The organism is Pseudomonas putida (genome assembly GCF_028682395.1).
GTDB lineage: Bacteria > Pseudomonadota > Gammaproteobacteria > Pseudomonadales > Pseudomonadaceae > Aquipseudomonas > Aquipseudomonas putida_AB.
Genome location: NZ_JANHLC010000002.1, coordinates 243,389 through 261,833, shown reverse-complemented (window position 1 = coordinate 261,833; position 18,445 = coordinate 243,389). Strand labels below are relative to the sequence as shown.

Genomic DNA, 18,445 nt, shown 5'->3' with positions numbered 1-18,445 from the left:
TTCCCATGCGTCTTATCCGCATGCTGTTGCTGCCGGTTCTGGCCTTTTCTACGTTCTCGGCCCATGCCGACGACAAGGATGTGGCGCGTTTGACCCAATTGCTTGAAAAGTCGCAGACCCTGACGGCGCGCTTTTCCCAACTGACCCTGGACGGCAGTGGCACCCAGTTACAGGAAACCACCGGTGAAATGGCCCTGCAGCGGCCCGGCTTGTTCTACTGGCACACCGATGCGCCGCAAGAGCAATTGATGGTTTCGGATGGCAAGAAGGTCTCGCTGTGGGACCCGGACCTTGAGCAGGTCACCATCAAGAACCTGGACCAACGCCTGACTCAGACCCCGGCCTTGCTGTTGTCCGGTGATGTTTCGAAAATCAGCGAGAGCTTCGACATCAGTGCCAAGGAGGCGGGCGGAGTCATCGACTTCGTGCTCAAGCCAAAATCCAAGGACACGCTGTTTGATAGCCTGCGCCTTTCGTTTCGCAACGGTGCGGTCAACGATATGCAGTTGGTGGACAGTGTCGGCCAGCGCACGAATATCCTCTTTACCGGGGTCAAGGCCAATGAGCCGATCGCCGCCTCCAAGTTCAAGTTCGACATTCCGCCAGGGGCTGATGTGATTCAAGAGTAATCACTGCGCCAATACGAGGTTTCAAGCACTGCCCATGGATCTGTTTCGTAGCGACCCGATTGCTCAACCCCTGGCTGCGCGCTTGCGCCCGGCCAACCTGGACGAGTACGTCGGTCAGGAGCACTTGCTGGCCCGTGGCAAGCCGCTGCGTGAGGCATTGGAGCAGGGTGCGCTGCACTCCATGATCTTCTGGGGGCCGCCTGGCGTTGGCAAGACCACGCTGGCGCGCTTGCTGGCCAAGGTTTCCGATGCTCATTTTGAAACCGTCTCGGCGGTGCTGGCGGGCGTCAAGGAAATCCGCCAGGCGGTGGAGATCGCCAAGCAGCAGGCCGGCCAGTACGGCAGGCGGACGATCCTGTTCGTCGATGAAGTCCACCGCTTCAACAAGTCCCAGCAGGACGCATTTCTGCCTTATGTGGAAGATGGCACGCTGATTTTTATCGGTGCCACTACGGAAAACCCTTCTTTCGAGCTGAACAACGCCTTGCTTTCCCGGGCACGGGTCTACGTGCTCAAAAGCCTGGATGAGGTCGCGCTGCAAAAGTTGGTAAACCGCGCGCTGACGGAAGAGCGCGGCCTGGGTAAGCGGCAACTGACGCTGGAGGACGAGGGCTTCAAGATGTTGCTGGCCGCCGCCGACGGTGATGGTCGGCGCCTGCTGAACCTGCTGGAAAATGCCTCAGACCTGGCCGAAGACGGCACGCCAATTAGTGTCGAATTGCTGCAAAGCCTGCTGGGCGACACTCGGCGGCGTTTCGACAAGGGCGGGGAAGCCTTCTATGACCAGATTTCCGCGTTGCACAAATCGGTGCGCGGCTCCAATGCCGACGGCGCGCTGTACTGGTTCGCACGCATGCTCGACGGTGGCTGTGACCCGCTTTATCTGGCGCGCCGGGTGGTGCGCATGGCCAGCGAGGATATCGGCAATGCCGATCCTCGCGCATTGAGCCTGTGCCTGGCCGCCTGGGATGTGCAGGAGCGCCTGGGCAGCCCCGAGGGCGAGCTGGCGGTCGCCCAGGCCATTACCTACCTGGCGTGCGCGCCGAAAAGCAATGCGGTGTACATGGGCTTCAAGGCCGCCATGCGCAGCGCTGCCGAACATGGCTCCCTGGAAGTCCCGCTGCATCTGCGTAATGCGCCGACCAAGCTGATGAAACAGCTCGGCTACGGCGATGAGTACCGCTACGCCCATGATGAGCCGGACGCCTACGCGGCGGGCGAAGACTATTTCCCCGAGGCGTTGGAGCCGCAGCCGTTCTATCAGCCGGTCCCGCGCGGGCTGGAATTGAAGATCGGCGAGAAGCTCAAGCACCTCGCGGCGTTGGATCGGCAAAGCCCAAGACAGCGGAGAAAGCCATGATCGGACTGATCGCGGCAGTGGCGGCTGGTGGTGTGGCGGGTACGTTACTGCGTTTTGCCACGGGTAACTGGATCAATGCCAATTGGCCGCGGCACTTCTATAGCGCGACGTTGGCCGTTAATATCGTGGGCTGTTTGCTGATTGGTGTCCTGTACGGGCTGTTTCTGGTGCGCCCGGAAGTGCCAATTGAAGTGCGTGCCGGGTTGATGGTGGGATTCCTCGGCGGCCTGACAACTTTTTCATCCTTTTCACTGGATACGGTACGCCTGCTCGAAAGCGGGCAGGTGCTGCTGGCCTTGGGCTATGCGGCTATTAGCGTATTCGGCGGGCTGCTCGCGACCTGGGCTGGCCTGTCTCTGACCAAACTTTGATAGACGAGAAACCGATATGCTCGATTCCAAACTGTTACGTAGCAACCTACAGGACGTAGCGGATCGCCTGGCATCCCGTGGCTTCAGCCTGGATGTGGTGCGCATTGAAGAGCTGGAAAGCCAGCGTAAAGTGGTGCAGACCCGCACCGAGCAATTGCAGGCCGAGCGCAATGCGGTTTCCAAGAGCATCGGTCAGGCCAAGCAGCGCGGCGAAGATATCGCTCCGCTGATGGCTAGCGTCGAGACCATGGGCAATGAGCTGACCGAAGGCAAGGCTGCACTGGACGCGATCCAGGTCGAGTTGGATTCGATCCTGATGACCCTGCCTAACCTGCCTGATGCGTCGGTCCCGGTAGGCGCCGATGAAGAGGGCAACGTGGAGGTGCGTCGCTGGGGTAGCCCGAGCGCGTTCGATTTCCCGGTCAAGGATCACGTAGCGCTGGGCGAGCAGTATGGCTGGCTCGACTTTGAAACCGCCGCCAAGCTTTCCGGCGCGCGCTTTGCGTTGCTGCGCGGGCCTATTGCCCGTCTGCATCGTGCGCTGGCCCAATTCATGATCAACCTGCATATCAACGAGCATGGCTACGAAGAGGCCTACACGCCTTATCTGGTTCAGGCGCCGGCCCTGCAGGGCACCGGCCAGTTGCCGAAGTTCGAGGAAGATCTGTTCAAGATCACCCGTGAAGGTGAAGCGGATCTGTACCTGATCCCTACCGCTGAAGTGTCGCTGACCAATATCGTCGCCGGTGAGATCCTCGATCAGAAGTCGCTGCCGCTGAAATTTGTCGCACACACGCCGTGCTTCCGTAGCGAAGCCGGTGCATCCGGTCGCGATACCCGCGGCATGATTCGCCAGCACCAATTCGACAAGGTCGAAATGGTCCAGATCGTCGAACCGAGCCAGTCCCAGGCGGCGCTGGAAAGCCTGACCGGCAATGCCGAGAAGGTCTTGCAACTGCTGGAACTGCCATACCGCGTGCTGTCGCTGTGCACCGGTGATATGGGCTTCAGTGCGGTCAAGACCTATGACCTGGAAGTGTGGATCCCAAGCCAGGACAAGTACCGCGAAATTTCCTCGTGCTCGAACTGCGGTGACTTCCAGGCCCGTCGGATGCAGGCCCGTTGGCGCAACCCGGAAACCGGCAAGCCCGAGCTGGTGCACACCCTCAATGGCTCTGGCCTGGCAGTCGGTCGCACCTTGGTCGCGGTGCTTGAGAACTATCAGCAGGCTGATGGCTCGATCCGCGTACCGGCGGTACTCAAGCCCTACATGGGCGGCCTTGAGGTCATCGGCTAAATGGAATTTTTGCCGCTGTTTCACAACCTGCGCGGCAGTCGGGTGCTGGTGGTCGGAGGCGGTGAGATTGCCTTGCGCAAATCTCGCCTGCTGGCCGATGCCGGCGCGGTGTTGCGGGTTGTCGCTCCCGAAATCGAGCAGCAGCTCAATGCGCTGGTGCGCGATAGCGGTGGCGAAGGGCTGTTGCGCGGCTATGTCGAGTCTGATCTTGACGGTTGTGTCCTGGTCATTGCCGCCACGGACGACGAGCTGCTCAATGCGCTGGTCTCCAGCCAGGCCCGGCAGCGTTGCGTGCCGGTCAATGTCGTCGATGCGCCGGCGCTGTGCAGCGTGATTTTCCCGGCAATCGTCGACCGTTCGCCGTTGGTGATCGCGGTGTCCAGCGGCGGCGATGCCCCGGTATTGGCGCGTTTGATCCGCGCCAAGCTCGAAGCCTGGATTCCCCCGGCCTATGGGCAGCTGGCAGGCCTGGCGGCACGTTTTCGTCGGCAAGTGAAAGACCTGTTTCCTGCCGTGCAACAGCGGCGGGCGTTCTGGGAAGAGGTCTTCCAGGGGCCCATAGCTGATCGTCAACTCGCCGGGCAGGGCAGCGAAGCAGAGCGTTTGTTGCAGGCCAAGATCAATGGCGCGCCTCCGGATGCGCGGGGCGAGGTGTATCTGGTCGGAGCGGGCCCTGGCGATCCGGATTTGCTGACCTTCAAGGCCTTGCGCCTGATGCAGCAAGCAGACGTGGTGCTATATGACCGTTTGGTGGCGCCGGCGATTCTGGAGCTGTGCCGTCGTGATGCCGAGCGTGTCTATGTCGGCAAGCGCCGGGCCGACCATGCCTTGCCCCAGGACCAGATCAACGAGCAGTTGGTGGCGCTGGCCAGGCAGGGTAAGCGCGTGGTGCGCCTCAAGGGCGGCGATCCGTTTATTTTCGGTCGCGGCGGCGAGGAAATCGAGGAACTGGCGGCCCACGGTATTCCTTTCCAGGTCGTGCCGGGGATTACCGCCGCTACTGGTTGTGCTGCGTATGCCGGGATTCCATTGACCCACCGTGATTACGCGCAATCCGTGCGCTTTGTCACCGGGCATCTGAAGGACGGCTCGACGGACCTGCCTTGGGCCGAGCTGGTCGCCCCGGCACAGACGCTGGTGTTCTATATGGGCCTGGTGGGATTGCCGATTATCTGCGCGCAGCTGATTGCTCATGGTCGTTCGGCGCAGACGCCGGCAGCCCTGGTGCAGCAGGGCACTACCGCCAATCAGCGGGTATTTACCGGGACCCTGGGGGATCTGTCGGAGTTGGTGGCCAAGCATGAGGTCCATGCGCCAACACTGATTATTGTCGGTGAAGTGGTCCAGTTGCGTGAAAAGCTCGCTTGGTTCGAAGGCGCGCAAGCTAAGGCCTGATCGAATGTAGGAGCGCGCGGGCTCGCGAAACGTTTAGACGTTGATCGCGAGCTTGCTCGCTCCGGCAAAGGTTTTTGATTACTTCAGCCAAATACCTTTGCCGTCCAGGCGCTCCCGGTCGTGATTGACACTGAAATCCTGCAGCGGTCCTTTGGGCACTATGCCGGTAGGATTGATGGTGCGGTGGCTTGCGTAGTAGTGGTGCTTGATATGGGCAAAGTCCACAGTCTCTGCAACGCCGTGCCATTGATACAGTTCACGTAGCCAGTTCGACAGGTTGGGGTATTCGGCAATTCTGTGCAGATTGCATTTGAAGTGGCCGTAATACACCGCATCGAAACGAATCAGCGTGGTGAACAGCCGTATATCGGCTTCAGTCAGGTATTCCCCGGCCAGATAACGCTGTTGATCCAGCAAACCCTCGATCTGTTCCAGCTCGCTGAATACGTCATCGAACGCGTCTTCATAAGCTTGCTGCGTGGTGGCGAAGCCTGCCCGATAGACACCGTTGTTCAAGGCCGGGTAGATGCGTGCATTCATTGTATCGATGGTCGGGCGCAGGGCTGGCGGATAGAGGTCGAGGCGATTGTCGGTCAGCCCGTCGAACGCCTCATTGAACATGCGGATGATCTCTGCCGATTCGTTGCTGACAATGCGCTGGCGTTGTGTGTCCCAGAGCAGGGGGACCGTAACGCGGCCACTGTAGTCGGGCGTATCGGCGGTGTAGCGCTGATGCAGGTAGCTCAGGTTGTCCAGGCGGTCGCCGGTCGAGCCATGAGCCGGATCGAAGGTCCAGCCGTTTTCGCGCATCAGCCAGCTTACGACCGAGACATCGACCAGCTTATCCAGGCCCTTGAGCTTGCGCAGGATCAGGGTGCGATGGGCCCAGGGGCACGCCAAGGACACATATAAGTGATAGCGGCCCGCTTCGGCGGCAAAGCCTCCTTCGCCACTCGGCCCGGGGCGGCCGTCGGCGGTCAGCCAGTGGCGGCGTTGTGCCTGTTCGCGCTGGAAGGCGCCGTCTTTGCTGCTTTCATACCACTGATCATGCCAGTGTCCTTCAATCAGCAGGCCCATTGCAGGCTCCTTGGCTCATTTGCATTAGCTTGCAGTGTAAGAGCCTGGGTTCGAACGAATAGCGCAAAACATGGCACTTTACAATCGATTAAATCGATCGATCGCGTGCCTCCCAGTATTGATTTGCCAATTCGAAGGCCTGCTCGCGAGGCGTGCCCAGGCCGCGCAGGGCCAGTGCCATGGTCGACAGTAGGGCCAGCTGCGGATAACTGTCCTCGATTTCCCCGCGCCAGAGTGCGCTCAGTTGCTGAGGGTCAAGAGCGGCGGGCTTTACATGCCGTTGAGCCGAAAGGGCTGGCCACTCTTCATCCCAATTGACGCCTCCCTGAGTGCCATACAGGTGGCTGGCGCTGTCGGGGTTGACCTCGATCTCACCGCCGTCGCCCTTGATCACGATGGCGGTATCGCCAAGCAGCTGGCTGGCCTCGCGGTGCACGGCCTGATAGCCCGGATGGAAGATGCTTTGCAGGGCGCAGCGTGCAGCCAGAGGGTTGAGCACCCGCGCCAGCGAGTGAATCGGCGAGCGTAGGCCGAGAATATTGCGCAGGTCGATCATGCGCTGCAGTTGCGGCGCCCAGTCGACCAGCGGTGCAAAGGCGATCCCTTGGTTACTCAGGGCGGTCTCTACGGCCTGCCAGTTGCGGCACAACGGAATCCCTAACGGCTCAAGCAGTTGTTCGCTGTAGAGCCGGCCTGCGGTGTGGGCGCCGCCGCCGTGCATCAAGATGCGAATGCCTTGCTGGGCCAGGCATTTGGCGGCCAGCAGGTACCAGGGCAGGTGGCGTTTCTTGCCGGCATAAGTCGGCCAGTCCAGATCGGCCTTCAGTCCGGCCGGGGCCTGCAGGCGTTCGCGCACGGCTTCGGTAAAGCCGGCCAACTCCTCCGGGCTTTCTTCCTTGTGCCGCAGTAGCATCAGAAAGGCGCCGAGCTGAGTGTCCTCAACCTTCCCGTCCAGCAGCATGCCCATGGCTTCGCGGGCCTCTGCGCGCGTCAGATGGCGAGCGCCACGCTTGCCCTTGCCGAGAATACGGACAAACTCGGCAAAGGGGTGTTCGGCGGGTGTTTCGAGCAGCAGGGGAGATGGGCGGGTCATAGACAATTGGTCGGCTTGGGCAGGCCCGCCAGTTTGGCGGCCAGTTTGGCGGGCGTGCCCTTGAACAGCCGGTTGAGATGCAGGCTATTGCCCTTATCCGGACCGAGTTTCAGGGCGGTGTATTTGATCAGCGGCCGCGTGGCCGGGGAGAGTTGAAACTCTTGATAGAAACCACGCAGCAGCTCGAGGATTTCCCAGTGTTCAGGGCTCAGATCGATCTCTTCCCGGGCGGCGAGCGCGCGGGCGACCTCGGCTGACCAGTCGGCCAGATCGAGTAGATAGCCGTCCTTGTCCAGCCTGATTTCGCGTCCGTTGAGGGGCAAAGTGTTCATAGCCAGGTATTGACCTTGGTGTAACGGAGCGACAGTTCGACAAACGTTGCGTAATCCACGCGCGTCGCCCAGTCCGGGCACTCCAGGCCGCGTGCCTGGAGGTCTTCATCAAGAATAAACAGGCTCAGGCGAGCGTGTTGCTGCTCCAGGGCATCGCAAGGCAAGCTGTGAGGTTGCACGGCATAGACCGCATCGCCACAGAGCAGCAGCGCATCTTCTGTGCCTAGCAGGCGTAGGCAACTGCTCAGGCGGCTGTCTGTAAACGGCGAGTGAGAGAGAACATGCAAGGTCGACATTAGAGGGTGATCACTTGGTCATAACGGTCGATAAGTGCGCCGATTTCGTCAGCCGGCAGCACCTTTATGGTTTCGGCGTCAAGACCGGCTGGCAGTATCGCGCGGTCTGCCAGGCTGTCCTTGCAGGCAAACAGATCCTCGACGCCAAACAGTGACAAGGCTTGCAGGTTGGCCGTCAGGTCTTTCTGTTGCAGGGCGCCGGCATTTTGGCCAGGCATCAACTGGAAAACGCCGTCGTCCATAAACAGCAGGCCGATGGGCAAGTCGAAGGCGCCGCCAGCCAGTGCGATATCCAGTGCTTCACGTGCGCCAGGCCCGGACCAAGGCGCCTGGCGGCTGATGATCAGAAGAGATTGGAGCATGTTATGGCCCTCCAAAGCAGATCAGGCGGTCAGCGGCCTGCACGGCATCGTGCAATTGCCCCAGTCCGGACAGCTCCCAGGGGGCGTCGAGATTGGCGGCCGGCCGCTGGTAGCGCTGGGCTTCTTCATGATTGAGCACCCCACGGCGCAGGGCCGCAGCGATGCAGACGATGCCATCAAGCTTGTGTTCATTGACAAAGTCAGACCATTGCTGCGCCGTGTCCTGCTCGTCCTGAGGCGTCACGATACTGTTTGAAGCGCTGTGCACTCCATCCTGGTAGAAGAACAGGCGCACAATCTCGTGCCCGCTGGCCAGGACGGCTTGAGCGAAGCGCAGGGCGCGGCGCGAGGAGGGCGCGTGGGGCGCTGAATACAAGGCAATGGCGAACTTCATGGAGGGCTCGATCGGCAAACATGCCGCCATGATAAGGCCAGAACCCTCAAGAAGCTAAATTGCGGATAAGAAAAAGCCCGCCGAAGCGGGCTCTGTACTGGGTGCTTGAATCAGTCGTCGCGGCCCATGATGCCGAACAGCTGCAGCAGGCTGATAAACAGGTTGTAGATCGATACATACAGGCTGATGGTTGCCATGATGTAGTTGCGCTCGCCGCCATGGATGATGGCGCTGGTCTGGAACAGAATGCAGACCGAGGAAAACAGCACGAAGCCGGCGCTGATTGCCAGTTGCAGGCCGCTGATCTGGAAGAAGAAGCTTGCCAGCATGGCACCCAGCAGGACGAAGAAACCGGCGGTGATAAAGCCGCTGAGGAAGCTCATGTCCTTGCGAGTGATCAGCACATAGGCCGAGAGGCCGCCGAACACCAGCGCGGTCATGGCAAACGCGGAGCTGACAACTTCAGCGCCGCCCTGCATGCCCAGATAGCGGTTGAGGATAGGGCCGAGCAGAAAGCCCATGAAACCGGTCAAAGCGAAGGCCGAAACCAGACCCCAGGCCGAATCGCGCAACTTGTTGGTCAGGAAGAACAGACCATAGAAGCCGATCAGTACCACGAAAATATTCGGATAGCCGACGCGCATCTGCTGGGCGACGAAGGCCATGACGCCACTGAACGCGAGAGTGAGCGCCAGAAGGCTGTAGGTATTGCGCAGGACGCGGCTAACTTCTAGCTGCTCAGCCTGCACGCTGTGGTTAACGGCGTAATCCTGTTCGCGCATGGCGACACTCCTTTGGGTTTTGAAATGTTAAGTCGCAAAAGATCATAACAGAGGCTCTGTAACAAGCTATCACGAGAGTTTGACAGTGTATTTCATTCGGGTATTATGGCGCCCGCAACGCAATAGGAGGTGTGGCCGAGTGGTTTAAGGCAACGGTCTTGAAAACCGTCGACTGTAACAGGTCCATGAGTTCGAATCCCATCGCCTCCGCCATATTTGTAACGTCAAAGCCCTGATCTTTCAGGGCTTTTTCGTTTCCGGGGTTTGAGTTTTTGTCCCCCCGAAAACCGAATCGTTTCCGCATCTTTTACATCGTTTCCGCAACTGCCCGCTAAATCGACCTCATCGCGTCGGTTTTACAATTTCTCCTACGCGACGGTACCTGCTGCTGGCGGCGGCCTATCGCCATCGCGAACTGCTGGTGCTGGGGCAAACCCTCAATGAACTGCCGGACCGCCACCTGCTGACCTTGTTGGCCAGCATCACCGTACCACCGAGGATCTGATATGGCCTGGCGTGAACCTGGGGCGGGAGATCTGGACCGGCGCATCACCGTGCGCCGGTGCATGGATGTGCCGGCCGCCGATATGGGCCTGGACTCGGTGTTTTCCGAGCCCAAACGGCGCTGGGCCAGGATCGAACCGGTGGGCAGCGCAACCTATGCGGCGGGTGTGCAGACCGATAGCAAAGTCACACACCGCATCACCCTGCGCTGGCTGGTCGGCATTACCGATGCCCATGCAGTGCTGCACGGGAAAACGCTGTACCGGATCCGGCGCAGCAGCGATATGAACGGCACCCATCGTTTTACCCTGCTGGAAGTCGAGGAGCTGGGTCAGGCTCGGAGTGGAGGCAGTATCTATGGCTAACTCGGCATCGGTGGAGGGCTATCTGCACTTCGAGGGCTTTGACAGCTTCGAGCGCGATGCCTTCGACCGCAAGAAAGTACGCGCCGGGATGCGCAAGGCCGGGAAGCTGGTCACGCAACGGGCGCAACTGAACCTGGCTTTGTCCCGCGGCCAGGCAGGCTACCCGGCGAACCGGACTGGGGCCTTGCTGCACTCGATCAACTTCAAGGTGTCCAGGGCGGGTTTTATGGTCAAGGTCGCGCCTCGCAAAACCAGTGCCATGAAAGCGTTTTATCCGGCCTACCTACACTATGGGGTCAAGCAGGGTGGACGGCTGAAGGCGCTGGCTCCCGGAAAGGGCAAGGGTAAGTCCAATCGCCGGGCCAAGGGCGATCGAGCCGCGGCCCTGGCTCAGCGCGCCTCGGGCGGGTGGCGTATTACACCGCGGGAAAACTACGTGGCGGATGCGCTGCAGGATTCTAGACGCGAAGTCCGCGACATCCTGAAAACTGCATTTGGACAGGCACTTTCCAGATAGTCGTCTAGAGTAGTCGCCAATCGAAGAGCTTTTGGAGCCCTTTGTTAAGGGGGAGCGCCTAATAAGGGCTGAGATATAGTTTTTACAGTTTTGTTGTGCGTGGAATGGATAAGGCCATTCTAAATGGTAGTGTTGTCAGGAAGTCATTTGATAAAAGGAAGTATCATATGTCGGGGCATGATCTTGTTGTTTGTATTTGGTCTATTAATACGCAATATGTACAGAGTATGACTCTGTTGGCTAGGCAGATAGCTTTACGGGATGCCGTAATTGCTGCGTATAATGTCGTTAAGGCGATAGGTGGTATAAGCCCAAAGCCATGGGGGGTATTCATAGCGCCAGAATATCTGTTTGCCCATCCATCAGTTAATGGTTCACATGTTTATGGGGAGCAGCGACATCTGGAGCAGGGCGATAAAGAAAGACTTCTAGAGTGGCTGAAGTTAGTTAGCGCAGCCTGCGAAGGTATGATTATAGTTCCGGGAACAGTTGCATGGCAAAAACCTGCGGAACGCCCTGTTGTAAATCCGCCAGCTCCTCCAGGTACAAAACCTTTCAGTCGGACTGAAAAAGCATTTGGCGCTTTACTTCAGCATGCCAATCGATTCTTTGCAGGAGATCTTGACGCACAGCTAAGCAGTGCCTCCGGAAACCAAAATGCACTTACAACGGGCGCGAAAATGGTTTCTTTATTACTTGCTCCAGCAAATACACTGAAATTTGCCCGTAATACTGCCTATGTTTTATACGACGGTAGGCTGCTGCTTAAATATAATAAGGGCTCGGATTTTCATGAGGTGCTTACGGGTTTGACAGTAATACATATCCCCGGCTGTAAACCTGGTGTGTTCAGTGTTCGGCCTGAAGGAGGGGGGCGTGACATAAAATTTGGGGTCGAGATATGCTTGGATCATATGTTTCATACATTGGGGCATTCTATTCCGCCTGATGATTCGGTTGATGTTCATCTGCTGGTTTCTGCCTATGTTGCTCCATGGTTGACGGTGAGTGGAGTTTCAATGTCTGGGTATGTCATACATGCCAGTTCTAATGCAAGCTATTCAGGGGTTTATAGGAATGGGCATTCTTTTTTTGGTGCGGCATGTGGCCAGCAGTTAGCAATTCCGGGCTACGGCGATTACCAGCTGAACTATTATGGGATTCATGTGGCTCTTGATCCGGCTATCAGTGCGGTCCCACCGCTTTCTGCAAGCGTGGGACAGCCTTGATGAGAATGAAATTGCGGAAGTTAGGAGTAGTGTGGATGATGAGAAACATCAGTGATCCAAGACTACTTATTAGATGACTTGATACTGGTAGATACATATTGGAGGGCGTTCATTAATAATTGATTACTCCTTCAAGATCTCTCCTGACCCTTAACTGAAAACCTCGCATATGCGAGGTTTTTTTTCGCCTGGATAAACTCACCATGCTCATCACCCCGCTAGTCGCACAACTGCGCCAGTACGGCCCCGACTTCTCGGGTCGCGTGGCCGCCGGGATCGATTTCGAAGCCGTGGCCAACAGCGCCAAGCTCAATCACCCCTAGGCCTACGTCATCTACACCGGCGATAGCGCCGGCGCTTAGGGCTGAACAGAGGCCTGCTGTTCTTGCAAACACTTGGCCACAACCTTTAGCAAGTCGTTGTCGGGGTGCTGCGCAAGACTCGCCCGGGTAGCCCGTAGGGCCTTGTCCAACTGGCCGATATGCCAGGCATCGGCAATGCGCAACAGCGCGTAGCACTGGGTCAACTCACTGAAACCGCGCAGGTTGTGAGCGCAGATGCTGCTGTCGAAGCCGGGATCGGGCTGGCGCCAGTGCTCGCCATACAGGCTTGCCAGCCAGACCTCCGGAGCTCGCAGGGTCCAGACTCGCCCTGCAGGGCTATCGCTCAGTTGCAGTTGCATCAGAGGGTAGTCGGTCAGGCGGTTCCAGTGCGGCGGGATGCCGGGCATCCAGAAACCACCGACACAGCCCCCCTTAACGCCGTCCTCGGCGAAGGCACACAGATCCAGAGTCAGACCGCTGTCCGGATAAACGAAGGAGCGCGGGTTGCTCAGGCCGTTGGAGCAATCCAGCTCACGCCAGCCGTGCTTCTGCACACTGTGGATGGCTGCCGGCAGTTCCGGCCAGGGCAGGCCGATGTCGATGTCTTTGTCGCCGGGCAGCAGGCGGCCTTCACGGACCAGACCGAGCAGGGTGCCGGCGGTGGCGAAGGCATGGACACCATCGGCCGCCAGCTGCGCCAGGGTTTTCCAGAGCGTGGCCAGGTCCTGCTCTGTGCAGCTACGCTGTACCGGCTGTGCGGTCGGTGGCGCCATGGCGGTGCGCTGACACAGCAACTGGAGCACCTGCTTGAGAGTGGCAAGCGCTTCGGACAGGCGACCCTGAGTTTGCAGCAGGGTTGCCCAGAGCTTGAGCAGATCGATGTCCTGGGGCGCGCCTGGCACCAAGGGAGCCAGCAGTGAGTGGGCCTGTTGATAGCGTCCGCAGTTGCGCAGACTGCGGGCCAGCAGCAGGGTCATTTTGCGGTTGCCGGGGTGGTTCTGCAGGCCCTGGCAGAGTACCTCGATGGCCTCATTTTCCCGTGTCGAGCGGCTGAGGGCCTGGGCCCAGGCGATGCAGGCGGTGGCTGACTGCGGCTGCTCTGACCAGGCCTGCTGAAGGGGGGGGATGTCTGTCATGGAGGGGACCGGAAATACGGGGAAGTATGCATCTCTGGCAAACACAATGGCCACGCGCATGTCGTGGCCTTTGGCATCTCCCCGCAGCAGTTTAGAAGGCCCAGCGAGCCTTGAGCGTTGCGCCCTGGTTGGTGAAGTCGCTGCGTACTTCGGCATCGTAACGCAGGCTGACCTCGGTGCCGCTGGGTAGGGTGTGGCTCAGCCCCATGCCTGCGCGCGCGAGCCAGGGTTCCAGATCCATGCCAGTGGTCTTGAAGGCCGCGCCCGGTGCGCCTGTGTAGGTGGAGACGATGGCGCTGTCTTCGTCGATCACGTCATAACCGGCGCCCAGGTTGACACTGGCAACGGTGGCCTGATTCAACTGGTAGTCCAGCTTGCCGTCCACACTCAGCAGCAGTTCTTCGGCATCGTTGCGATCGACATCCAGGTTGAGGGCGCCAGCGCCTTTCTCCTGATAGGCCTCGCTCTCGATCCAGGTGTAATCGGCGCGTGCCGACGGGATGAAGGTCAACTGCTCGGACAGACGCAGACGGTGGCCGATACCGATCCCGGCATGGACGTTGTAGCCGTCGTAGTCGGCCTTGGCGCTGGCATCGGCGAAGGGCATGTGGCGCTCGCTGTTGATACGGCTCTGGCCGCCGTCGAGCTGGAAGTTCAGCTCGGTATTAGCGTCAAGAGCATGGCTGCCATAGCCAATCAGCTGGAAGGTGTCGATATCGGCGCTCTGCGGGGCGACATGCGAGTCACTGTTCAGGTTGGTCTGTGCATAGGCGAAGGCCAGGCCCAGGCGGCTGTGTTCGCTGACGGCGGCGTCGCTGCCGATGGCCAGGCCCTGAGTGTTGGCGTCATAGCCACCGAGGCCGTTACGCTCGCCCTGATCGGCCCAGGCACCGAAAGTCTTGATCCATAGGTTGTCGTCAGTCACCGCATCGCCGGAGGACAGGCCGCTGTTGCTGGCCTGGCGGGCCTGCACCACGCGGTTGACATTGCTGAGGGTGTCGCCGATAGCGTTACCGGCGCTGCCGGCGACAGTAGGCAGGGTCTGAGAGACGGCGTCGGAGACTGCCTGATCGGATGTCAGACTGACGAAGTGGCCGGCCAGTTCACCGCCCGGGTTGTTGCTGATGATCTTGTCCAGCACCTTGGCGGCGCCCACGGCCGGAGTGTTGCCCAGGCCGGTGACAATGCCCTCGATAAGGTTATTGCCGGGGTTCGCTGCGGCGCTGATGGTCAGATCGACGGTATTGCCATCCTTGACCGCACCGAAGTCGAATAGCACGGAGTTGTCGCTGACGGCGAAGGTGCCATCGCTGTTCAGGGTGCCGGCGCTAAGCACGTCCTGCAGGCTGGCAACGCTGAAGTTGTAATTGGGGTTGCTGACATTCACCGCGATCTTGGCATTGCTGGCCAGTTCGGCCGTGCCGTCGACCACCAGCTTGCCGTAGCTGCTGTCGCTGGCGACGCTGATCTTCAGGGTGCCGCTGGTGGCCTGGTTGTAGTCACCGTGAATGCTGCCGCTTACGCCGGCGGCCAGGCTCAGGGTGCCGGCATTGCTGAAGCCATTGTAGGCGGTGAAGCCATCGCTCAAAACTCCGCTGCTGGAGATGCCGTTGGACATCTTCAGTGTGGCGCCGTCGGCAATGGTAAAACTGCGCACGCTGAAGGCGTTGCTGCTGCTGAATACGCTGCCAGCAGTTACGGTGACATTGGTGTTTTCTGCACGCACATCGCCAAGCATGCGGGCCGTGTCATCACCCTCGATATAGATGGTGTCCAGCCTGGAGGAATAGTCCGTGTCGAAGATGGAGTAGAGGTCGCCCTGGATGGTGCCGCTGTTGGTGAGGGTTACAAGCCGGGCGTTGCTGTCGAGAAGGACGCCGTTCTCGCCGCCTTTGATGAGGCCGCCAGCCTGGTTATTGACCCCCTCCACCCGGCTATAGATCAGATGCATTCCGTTGTCTGAGCCCTGGATGGTTCCGGAGTTACGGATCTCGTTACTGACGTAGGCACCTTCCAGGTAGACGCCGGCGCCTGATTGGCCTCGGATTGCTCCGCTGTTGTTCAGGCTGCCGATCTCGTAGCTCAAGATCGAGATGCCAAAGCTGTCACTGAGGATCTGGCCGCTGTTGTCGATCTGTGTAGCGATATTGCCTGACCCATACAGGAGGATGCCTGTAGATCCGCCCTGAATGCTGCCGCTGTTGATGATCCGATCGATGTCGCTATTGGCGAAGATGGCATCACCCGGTGCGTCGATACTCCCAGTCTTGCTGATAGTAACGCTGCCGCCGCTAATCAGCCCGCAGTTAACACCGCTGCTGGGCGTGGAGATAGTGGTGTTTAGGGCCGAGCACAGATCGGGTGCCCCCAGGGCACTCTGGCTGGCGACCAGCAGGCCTGATCCGGCGGCGGCCAGCAGCAGGCGGGCGCCGCTGCACTTGCCGCCTGCGCTGGCGTGTTCATCGGCGACCACAAAGGCCTGACAGGCGTGGCTCCAGATGATACGGAATGCCCTGTTCATACTGCTCCTCGACTGGCCGTTGCCGGCCATGGTGGAAATGACCGCGCGACTCTAGCCGAAGAGAGTTGGGCTCAAACTGAGCAATTCTGAGCACAGGGTCAGATATCAGGCATGCAGGCTGGCCTGGGCATAGAAGCAATAGCCTTGGTTGCGCACGTTGCCCACGCCTCTATCTACCTTGAACCACTCGAAAGTATCGGCCGGCTCGCTTTGCCGAAGCGCCACCTGTTCAGCCCGCTCCATGGGTGTGGAACGATCGAGCCATTGTTGATATCTGCGACGCAGACAAGCGCGATTGGGTGCTCCGCAACACGGATGTGGCTGAGGTATGGGGCGTCGGGCGCAAGATGAAAGTTCACCTGGAAGAACTGGGCATCCGTTCGACGATGGACCTGGCGCGGGCCGCCCCGGGCATGTTGCGCAGCAAGTTCAGCGTGGTGATCGAGAAAACTGCCCGGGCGCTGGCCGGTACCGCCTGCCTCGAGCTGGACGAGCCGGATCCGCCCAAGCAGGAAATCTGCTGTAGCCGGATGTTCGGCAAGCGTCTCAAAGACCTGGCACCTATAAAGGAAGCGGTGGCCACCTACATGATGCGAGCCTCGGAAAAACTCCGGGCCCAGGGCTCGCTGTGCAAAAAGGTCCGCGTCAGCATCCGGACCGGCATGTTCAATCCGGAGGAGGCCCAATACGCCAAGGGCGTGGTGGTTGACCTGCCGTATCCGACCGACGACGTGCGGCTGCTCTCAAGCGCGTCGCCAGCAGGCTTGATCGTGACGACAGAAAACCCTCACCAAAAGGAAGGAAAGTATTAATACCACGCATAAGAACACCGGTTTTTTAGATGTGTTTGCTCGCACGAACATCATTAATCAAATCGGCGTTCTTGTTTCTGTGTTTCCCGGGATTCCGTGAAGAACCAAAAAGCCCCACACAGGCGGGCCGAATGTCGGGCGGGGGGCAAATTAACCGGCATGGATGGGTGTAGATCGAAAAATGAAAGAGCCCTGCACGAAGCCGGGCTTGGGTGCCTTCGATATTGAACAGCCGAGCAGGTTCTGCCCTAGTAGGAGACTGGAAAGGGAAGGAAGTATCACTGTATCACTACGGCTCAAGGGCTCTAGGTTGACTCTTTCTCGATAATCGAAGCAATATCTTTAAAGTCTATTGTGTAGTCGATATTGGTATTGTGGGTGTCATCCATTCGATCCCTGAAACTGTAGGTCCATTCGGATTGTTTGCCGGTCTTTAGGAATTGCTCAAAAGCGCGTCGGATGTTTGCTGGCCCGGGCCCTCCTAGTGGACGGTGCGTGAATTGGATCTCGGCCCCTGACTTGTATCTCACCGAAAATTGGATTGCCATGGTTCCTCCATTATCGCCATCAATCTACGTTGCCTGAAGCGTAGTCCAAGTTTGAAGGGAGGTATGAGATCGGAGAGGCTTAGTGTGGATACAAGAAGCCCGGCGCCACGGACAGTCTGAGTATGGGTATCAGAACGAAGTTACGATTGCCTGGGCCAGCTGCATATCGGACATGACAGGCGATGTGTAGGTTGAGCGATAGTACCGGGACGCCTGCTCAAACTCCGCGCCGCGAATCTCGCCGTCCGAGCCGATGAACGCCAGTGCGTCAGTCTTGGCTGACTTAAAATACTCTGGAATTTCCGAGGTAATAGCCGTGGGCGCTGAGATGATCACTGCGGGCACGATAGTGGTGATCATGAGCGCGCCTTGGAACGGGTTGTTGTTTTCGGCTGCAATGGCCTGAGTGCTGCTCAGCACCATGACGGCGATTGCCAGGGGCTTCCATGAGATCATGCTTCGATGCTTCCATTGCGGTAGAGGGCGCCAGGGTAGCAGAGCAGGGGAGCGCCAGATACAAGAAGCCCGGCGCTGGGCCGGGCTTGGCTGTCGTAGGAGTCAGAGCCTAACGGTGCTTGTTCTTGTATTTGTGCTTGTTGTTGCCTTTGTGCTTCTTGCCGTCCGATCGATGATTGCTCTGATCATCCGCCAGGTTATTACCCAGCGCGCCACCTGCAGCTCCGCCGAGACCAGCTCCAATGGTCGAGCCAGTTGAACCGCCGAGGCGATTACCTATGAGTGATCCGCCAGCAGAACCGACTCCGCCGCCAATCGCGGCTTCTGCTCTATTTCCCTTTTGAGCACCCACTGCTCCACCGGCGGCACCGCCTAGGCCTGCGCCAATGGCTGCGCCAGTTGAGCCGCCAAGCTGTTGACCTACGATATTGCCAAGTGCGCCACCAACTCCGCCTCCAACAGCGGCTGTGCCATCCCCAGCGGCCATCGTACCCTGTGAAATCAGGACACCCAAAGCTAGGGCGGGTAGTGTCATTTTCATTTTGTGAACCTCTATGGGTTGTCAGCAGGCGCTCACGGTTTGATACGCGCCTAGCATTAGGATTAGAACAAAAGCTCGAAGTTCTATACGGATGGTGCCCTGAGG

19 protein-coding genes, 1 tRNA gene and 2 pseudogenes are annotated in these 18,445 nt (G+C 59.1%); 10 read left to right on the top strand and 12 right to left on the bottom strand.

Going from position 1 to position 18,445, the window contains the following annotated elements; all coding sequences use genetic code 11:
- Positions 1–5 precede the first annotated feature (5 nt).
- From lolA to cysG, 5 genes are read left to right on the top strand one after another with little or no spacing between them, the layout of a single operon-like run.
- Complete coding sequence (gene lolA / locus NPS46_RS06525) at positions 6–629, top strand: outer membrane lipoprotein chaperone LolA (RefSeq protein WP_274105613.1); 624 nt, start codon at positions 6–8, stop codon at positions 627–629.
- A 34-nt stretch (positions 630–663) separates the two neighbouring features.
- Positions 664–1,989, top strand: coding sequence for a replication-associated recombination protein A (locus NPS46_RS06520; RefSeq protein ID WP_274105612.1), 1,326 nt, complete (start codon positions 664–666; stop codon positions 1,987–1,989).
- Positions 1,986–2,360 carry a fluoride efflux transporter CrcB gene (gene crcB, locus NPS46_RS06515; protein ID WP_274105611.1) on the top strand — a complete coding sequence of 125 codons (375 nt, stop codon included), beginning with the start codon at positions 1,986–1,988 and terminating at the stop codon, positions 2,358–2,360. Before NPS46_RS06520 ends, crcB begins: the two co-directional genes overlap by 4 nt.
- Positions 2,361–2,376: 16 nt before the next feature.
- On the top strand, positions 2,377–3,657 hold the full coding sequence (gene serS / locus NPS46_RS06510) for a serine--tRNA ligase (RefSeq protein ID WP_274105610.1): 1,281 nt from the start codon (positions 2,377–2,379) through the stop codon (positions 3,655–3,657).
- Positions 3,658–5,052, top strand: coding sequence for a siroheme synthase CysG (cysG, locus tag NPS46_RS06505; protein ID WP_274105609.1), 1,395 nt, complete (start codon positions 3,658–3,660; stop codon positions 5,050–5,052).
- A 78-nt stretch (positions 5,053–5,130) separates the two neighbouring features.
- On the opposite strand, the gene NPS46_RS06500 is transcribed toward cysG, so the two are convergent.
- From NPS46_RS06500 to NPS46_RS06470, 7 genes are all read right to left on the bottom strand, one after another.
- On the bottom strand, positions 5,131–6,129 hold the full coding sequence (locus NPS46_RS06500) for a glutathione S-transferase family protein (protein WP_274105608.1): 999 nt from the start codon (positions 6,127–6,129) through the stop codon (positions 5,131–5,133).
- Positions 6,130–6,217: 88 nt separating this feature from the next.
- Positions 6,218–7,222 carry a glycosyl transferase family protein gene (locus tag NPS46_RS06495; RefSeq protein ID WP_274105607.1) on the bottom strand — a complete coding sequence of 335 codons (1,005 nt, stop codon included), beginning with the start codon at positions 7,220–7,222 and terminating at the stop codon, positions 6,218–6,220.
- Positions 7,219–7,554 carry a TusE/DsrC/DsvC family sulfur relay protein gene (locus NPS46_RS06490; protein WP_274105606.1) on the bottom strand — a complete coding sequence of 112 codons (336 nt, stop codon included), beginning with the start codon at positions 7,552–7,554 and terminating at the stop codon, positions 7,219–7,221. The genes NPS46_RS06495 and NPS46_RS06490 overlap by 4 nt, the downstream gene beginning before the upstream one ends.
- Positions 7,551–7,850: a sulfurtransferase complex subunit TusB gene (gene tusB, locus NPS46_RS06485; RefSeq protein WP_274105605.1), complete on the bottom strand. Its 300-nt coding sequence runs from the start codon at positions 7,848–7,850 to the stop codon at positions 7,551–7,553. Before tusB ends, NPS46_RS06490 begins: the two co-directional genes overlap by 4 nt.
- Positions 7,850–8,212 carry a sulfurtransferase complex subunit TusC gene (gene tusC, locus NPS46_RS06480; RefSeq protein ID WP_274105604.1) on the bottom strand — a complete coding sequence of 121 codons (363 nt, stop codon included), beginning with the start codon at positions 8,210–8,212 and terminating at the stop codon, positions 7,850–7,852. Before tusC ends, tusB begins: the two co-directional genes overlap by 1 nt.
- A 1-nt stretch (position 8,213) precedes the next feature.
- A complete protein-coding gene (gene tusD, locus NPS46_RS06475; RefSeq protein ID WP_274105603.1) occupies positions 8,214–8,606 on the bottom strand; it encodes a sulfurtransferase complex subunit TusD in 393 nt (130 codons plus the stop codon).
- A gap of 110 nt (positions 8,607–8,716) precedes the next feature.
- Positions 8,717–9,388, bottom strand: coding sequence for a Bax inhibitor-1/YccA family protein (locus NPS46_RS06470; protein ID WP_274105602.1), 672 nt, complete (start codon positions 9,386–9,388; stop codon positions 8,717–8,719).
- 125 nt (positions 9,389–9,513) lie between these two features.
- Here NPS46_RS06470 and NPS46_RS06465 point away from each other — a divergent pair.
- The 4 genes from NPS46_RS06465 (at position 9,514) to NPS46_RS06450 (ending at position 12,003) form a co-directional block, all read left to right on the top strand.
- Positions 9,514–9,601, top strand: a tRNA-Ser gene (locus NPS46_RS06465).
- Positions 9,602–9,894: 293 nt separating this feature from the next.
- On the top strand, positions 9,895–10,257 hold the full coding sequence (locus NPS46_RS06460; protein WP_274105601.1) for a phage head closure protein: 363 nt from the start codon (positions 9,895–9,897) through the stop codon (positions 10,255–10,257).
- Positions 10,250–10,774: a hypothetical protein gene (locus tag NPS46_RS06455; RefSeq protein ID WP_274105600.1), complete on the top strand. Its 525-nt coding sequence runs from the start codon at positions 10,250–10,252 to the stop codon at positions 10,772–10,774. The genes NPS46_RS06460 and NPS46_RS06455 overlap by 8 nt, the downstream gene beginning before the upstream one ends.
- Before the next feature lie 104 nt (positions 10,775–10,878).
- The gene (locus NPS46_RS06450) at positions 10,879–12,003 is read left to right on the top strand and encodes a hypothetical protein (protein WP_274105599.1); all 1,125 of its coding nucleotides are present in this window, start codon (positions 10,879–10,881) and stop codon (positions 12,001–12,003) included.
- Positions 12,004–12,361: 358 nt separating this feature from the next.
- Here the strand turns inward: NPS46_RS06450 and NPS46_RS06445 are convergent, their stop codons facing one another.
- The 3 genes and pseudogenes from NPS46_RS06445 to NPS46_RS06435 form a co-directional block, all read right to left on the bottom strand.
- A complete protein-coding gene (locus tag NPS46_RS06445) occupies positions 12,362–13,462 on the bottom strand; it encodes a tetratricopeptide repeat protein (protein WP_274105598.1) in 1,101 nt (366 codons plus the stop codon).
- 91 nt (positions 13,463–13,553) lie between these two features.
- Positions 13,554–15,983 (bottom strand): autotransporter domain-containing protein, encoded by a 2,430-nt coding sequence (locus NPS46_RS06440; protein ID WP_274105597.1) that lies wholly within the window; start codon positions 15,981–15,983, stop codon positions 13,554–13,556.
- A gap of 105 nt (positions 15,984–16,088) precedes the next feature.
- Positions 16,089–16,253: pseudogene (locus NPS46_RS06435) on the bottom strand (DUF159 family protein); the annotation flags it as partial.
- On the opposite strand from NPS46_RS06435, the pseudogene NPS46_RS06430 reads away from it, so the two are divergent.
- A pseudogene (locus NPS46_RS06430) lies at positions 16,247–16,738 on the top strand (DNA polymerase V subunit UmuC); the annotation flags it as partial. The pseudogenes NPS46_RS06435 and NPS46_RS06430 overlap by 7 nt on opposite strands.
- A gap of 734 nt (positions 16,739–17,472) precedes the next feature.
- Here NPS46_RS06430 and NPS46_RS06425 read toward each other — a convergent pair.
- Positions 17,473–17,799: a DUF2388 domain-containing protein gene (locus NPS46_RS06425; protein ID WP_274105596.1), complete on the bottom strand. Its 327-nt coding sequence runs from the start codon at positions 17,797–17,799 to the stop codon at positions 17,473–17,475.
- 109 nt (positions 17,800–17,908) lie between these two features.
- On the bottom strand, positions 17,909–18,340 hold the full coding sequence (locus NPS46_RS06420) for a glycine zipper domain-containing protein (protein ID WP_274105595.1): 432 nt from the start codon (positions 18,338–18,340) through the stop codon (positions 17,909–17,911).
- Positions 18,341–18,445 lie beyond the last annotated feature (105 nt).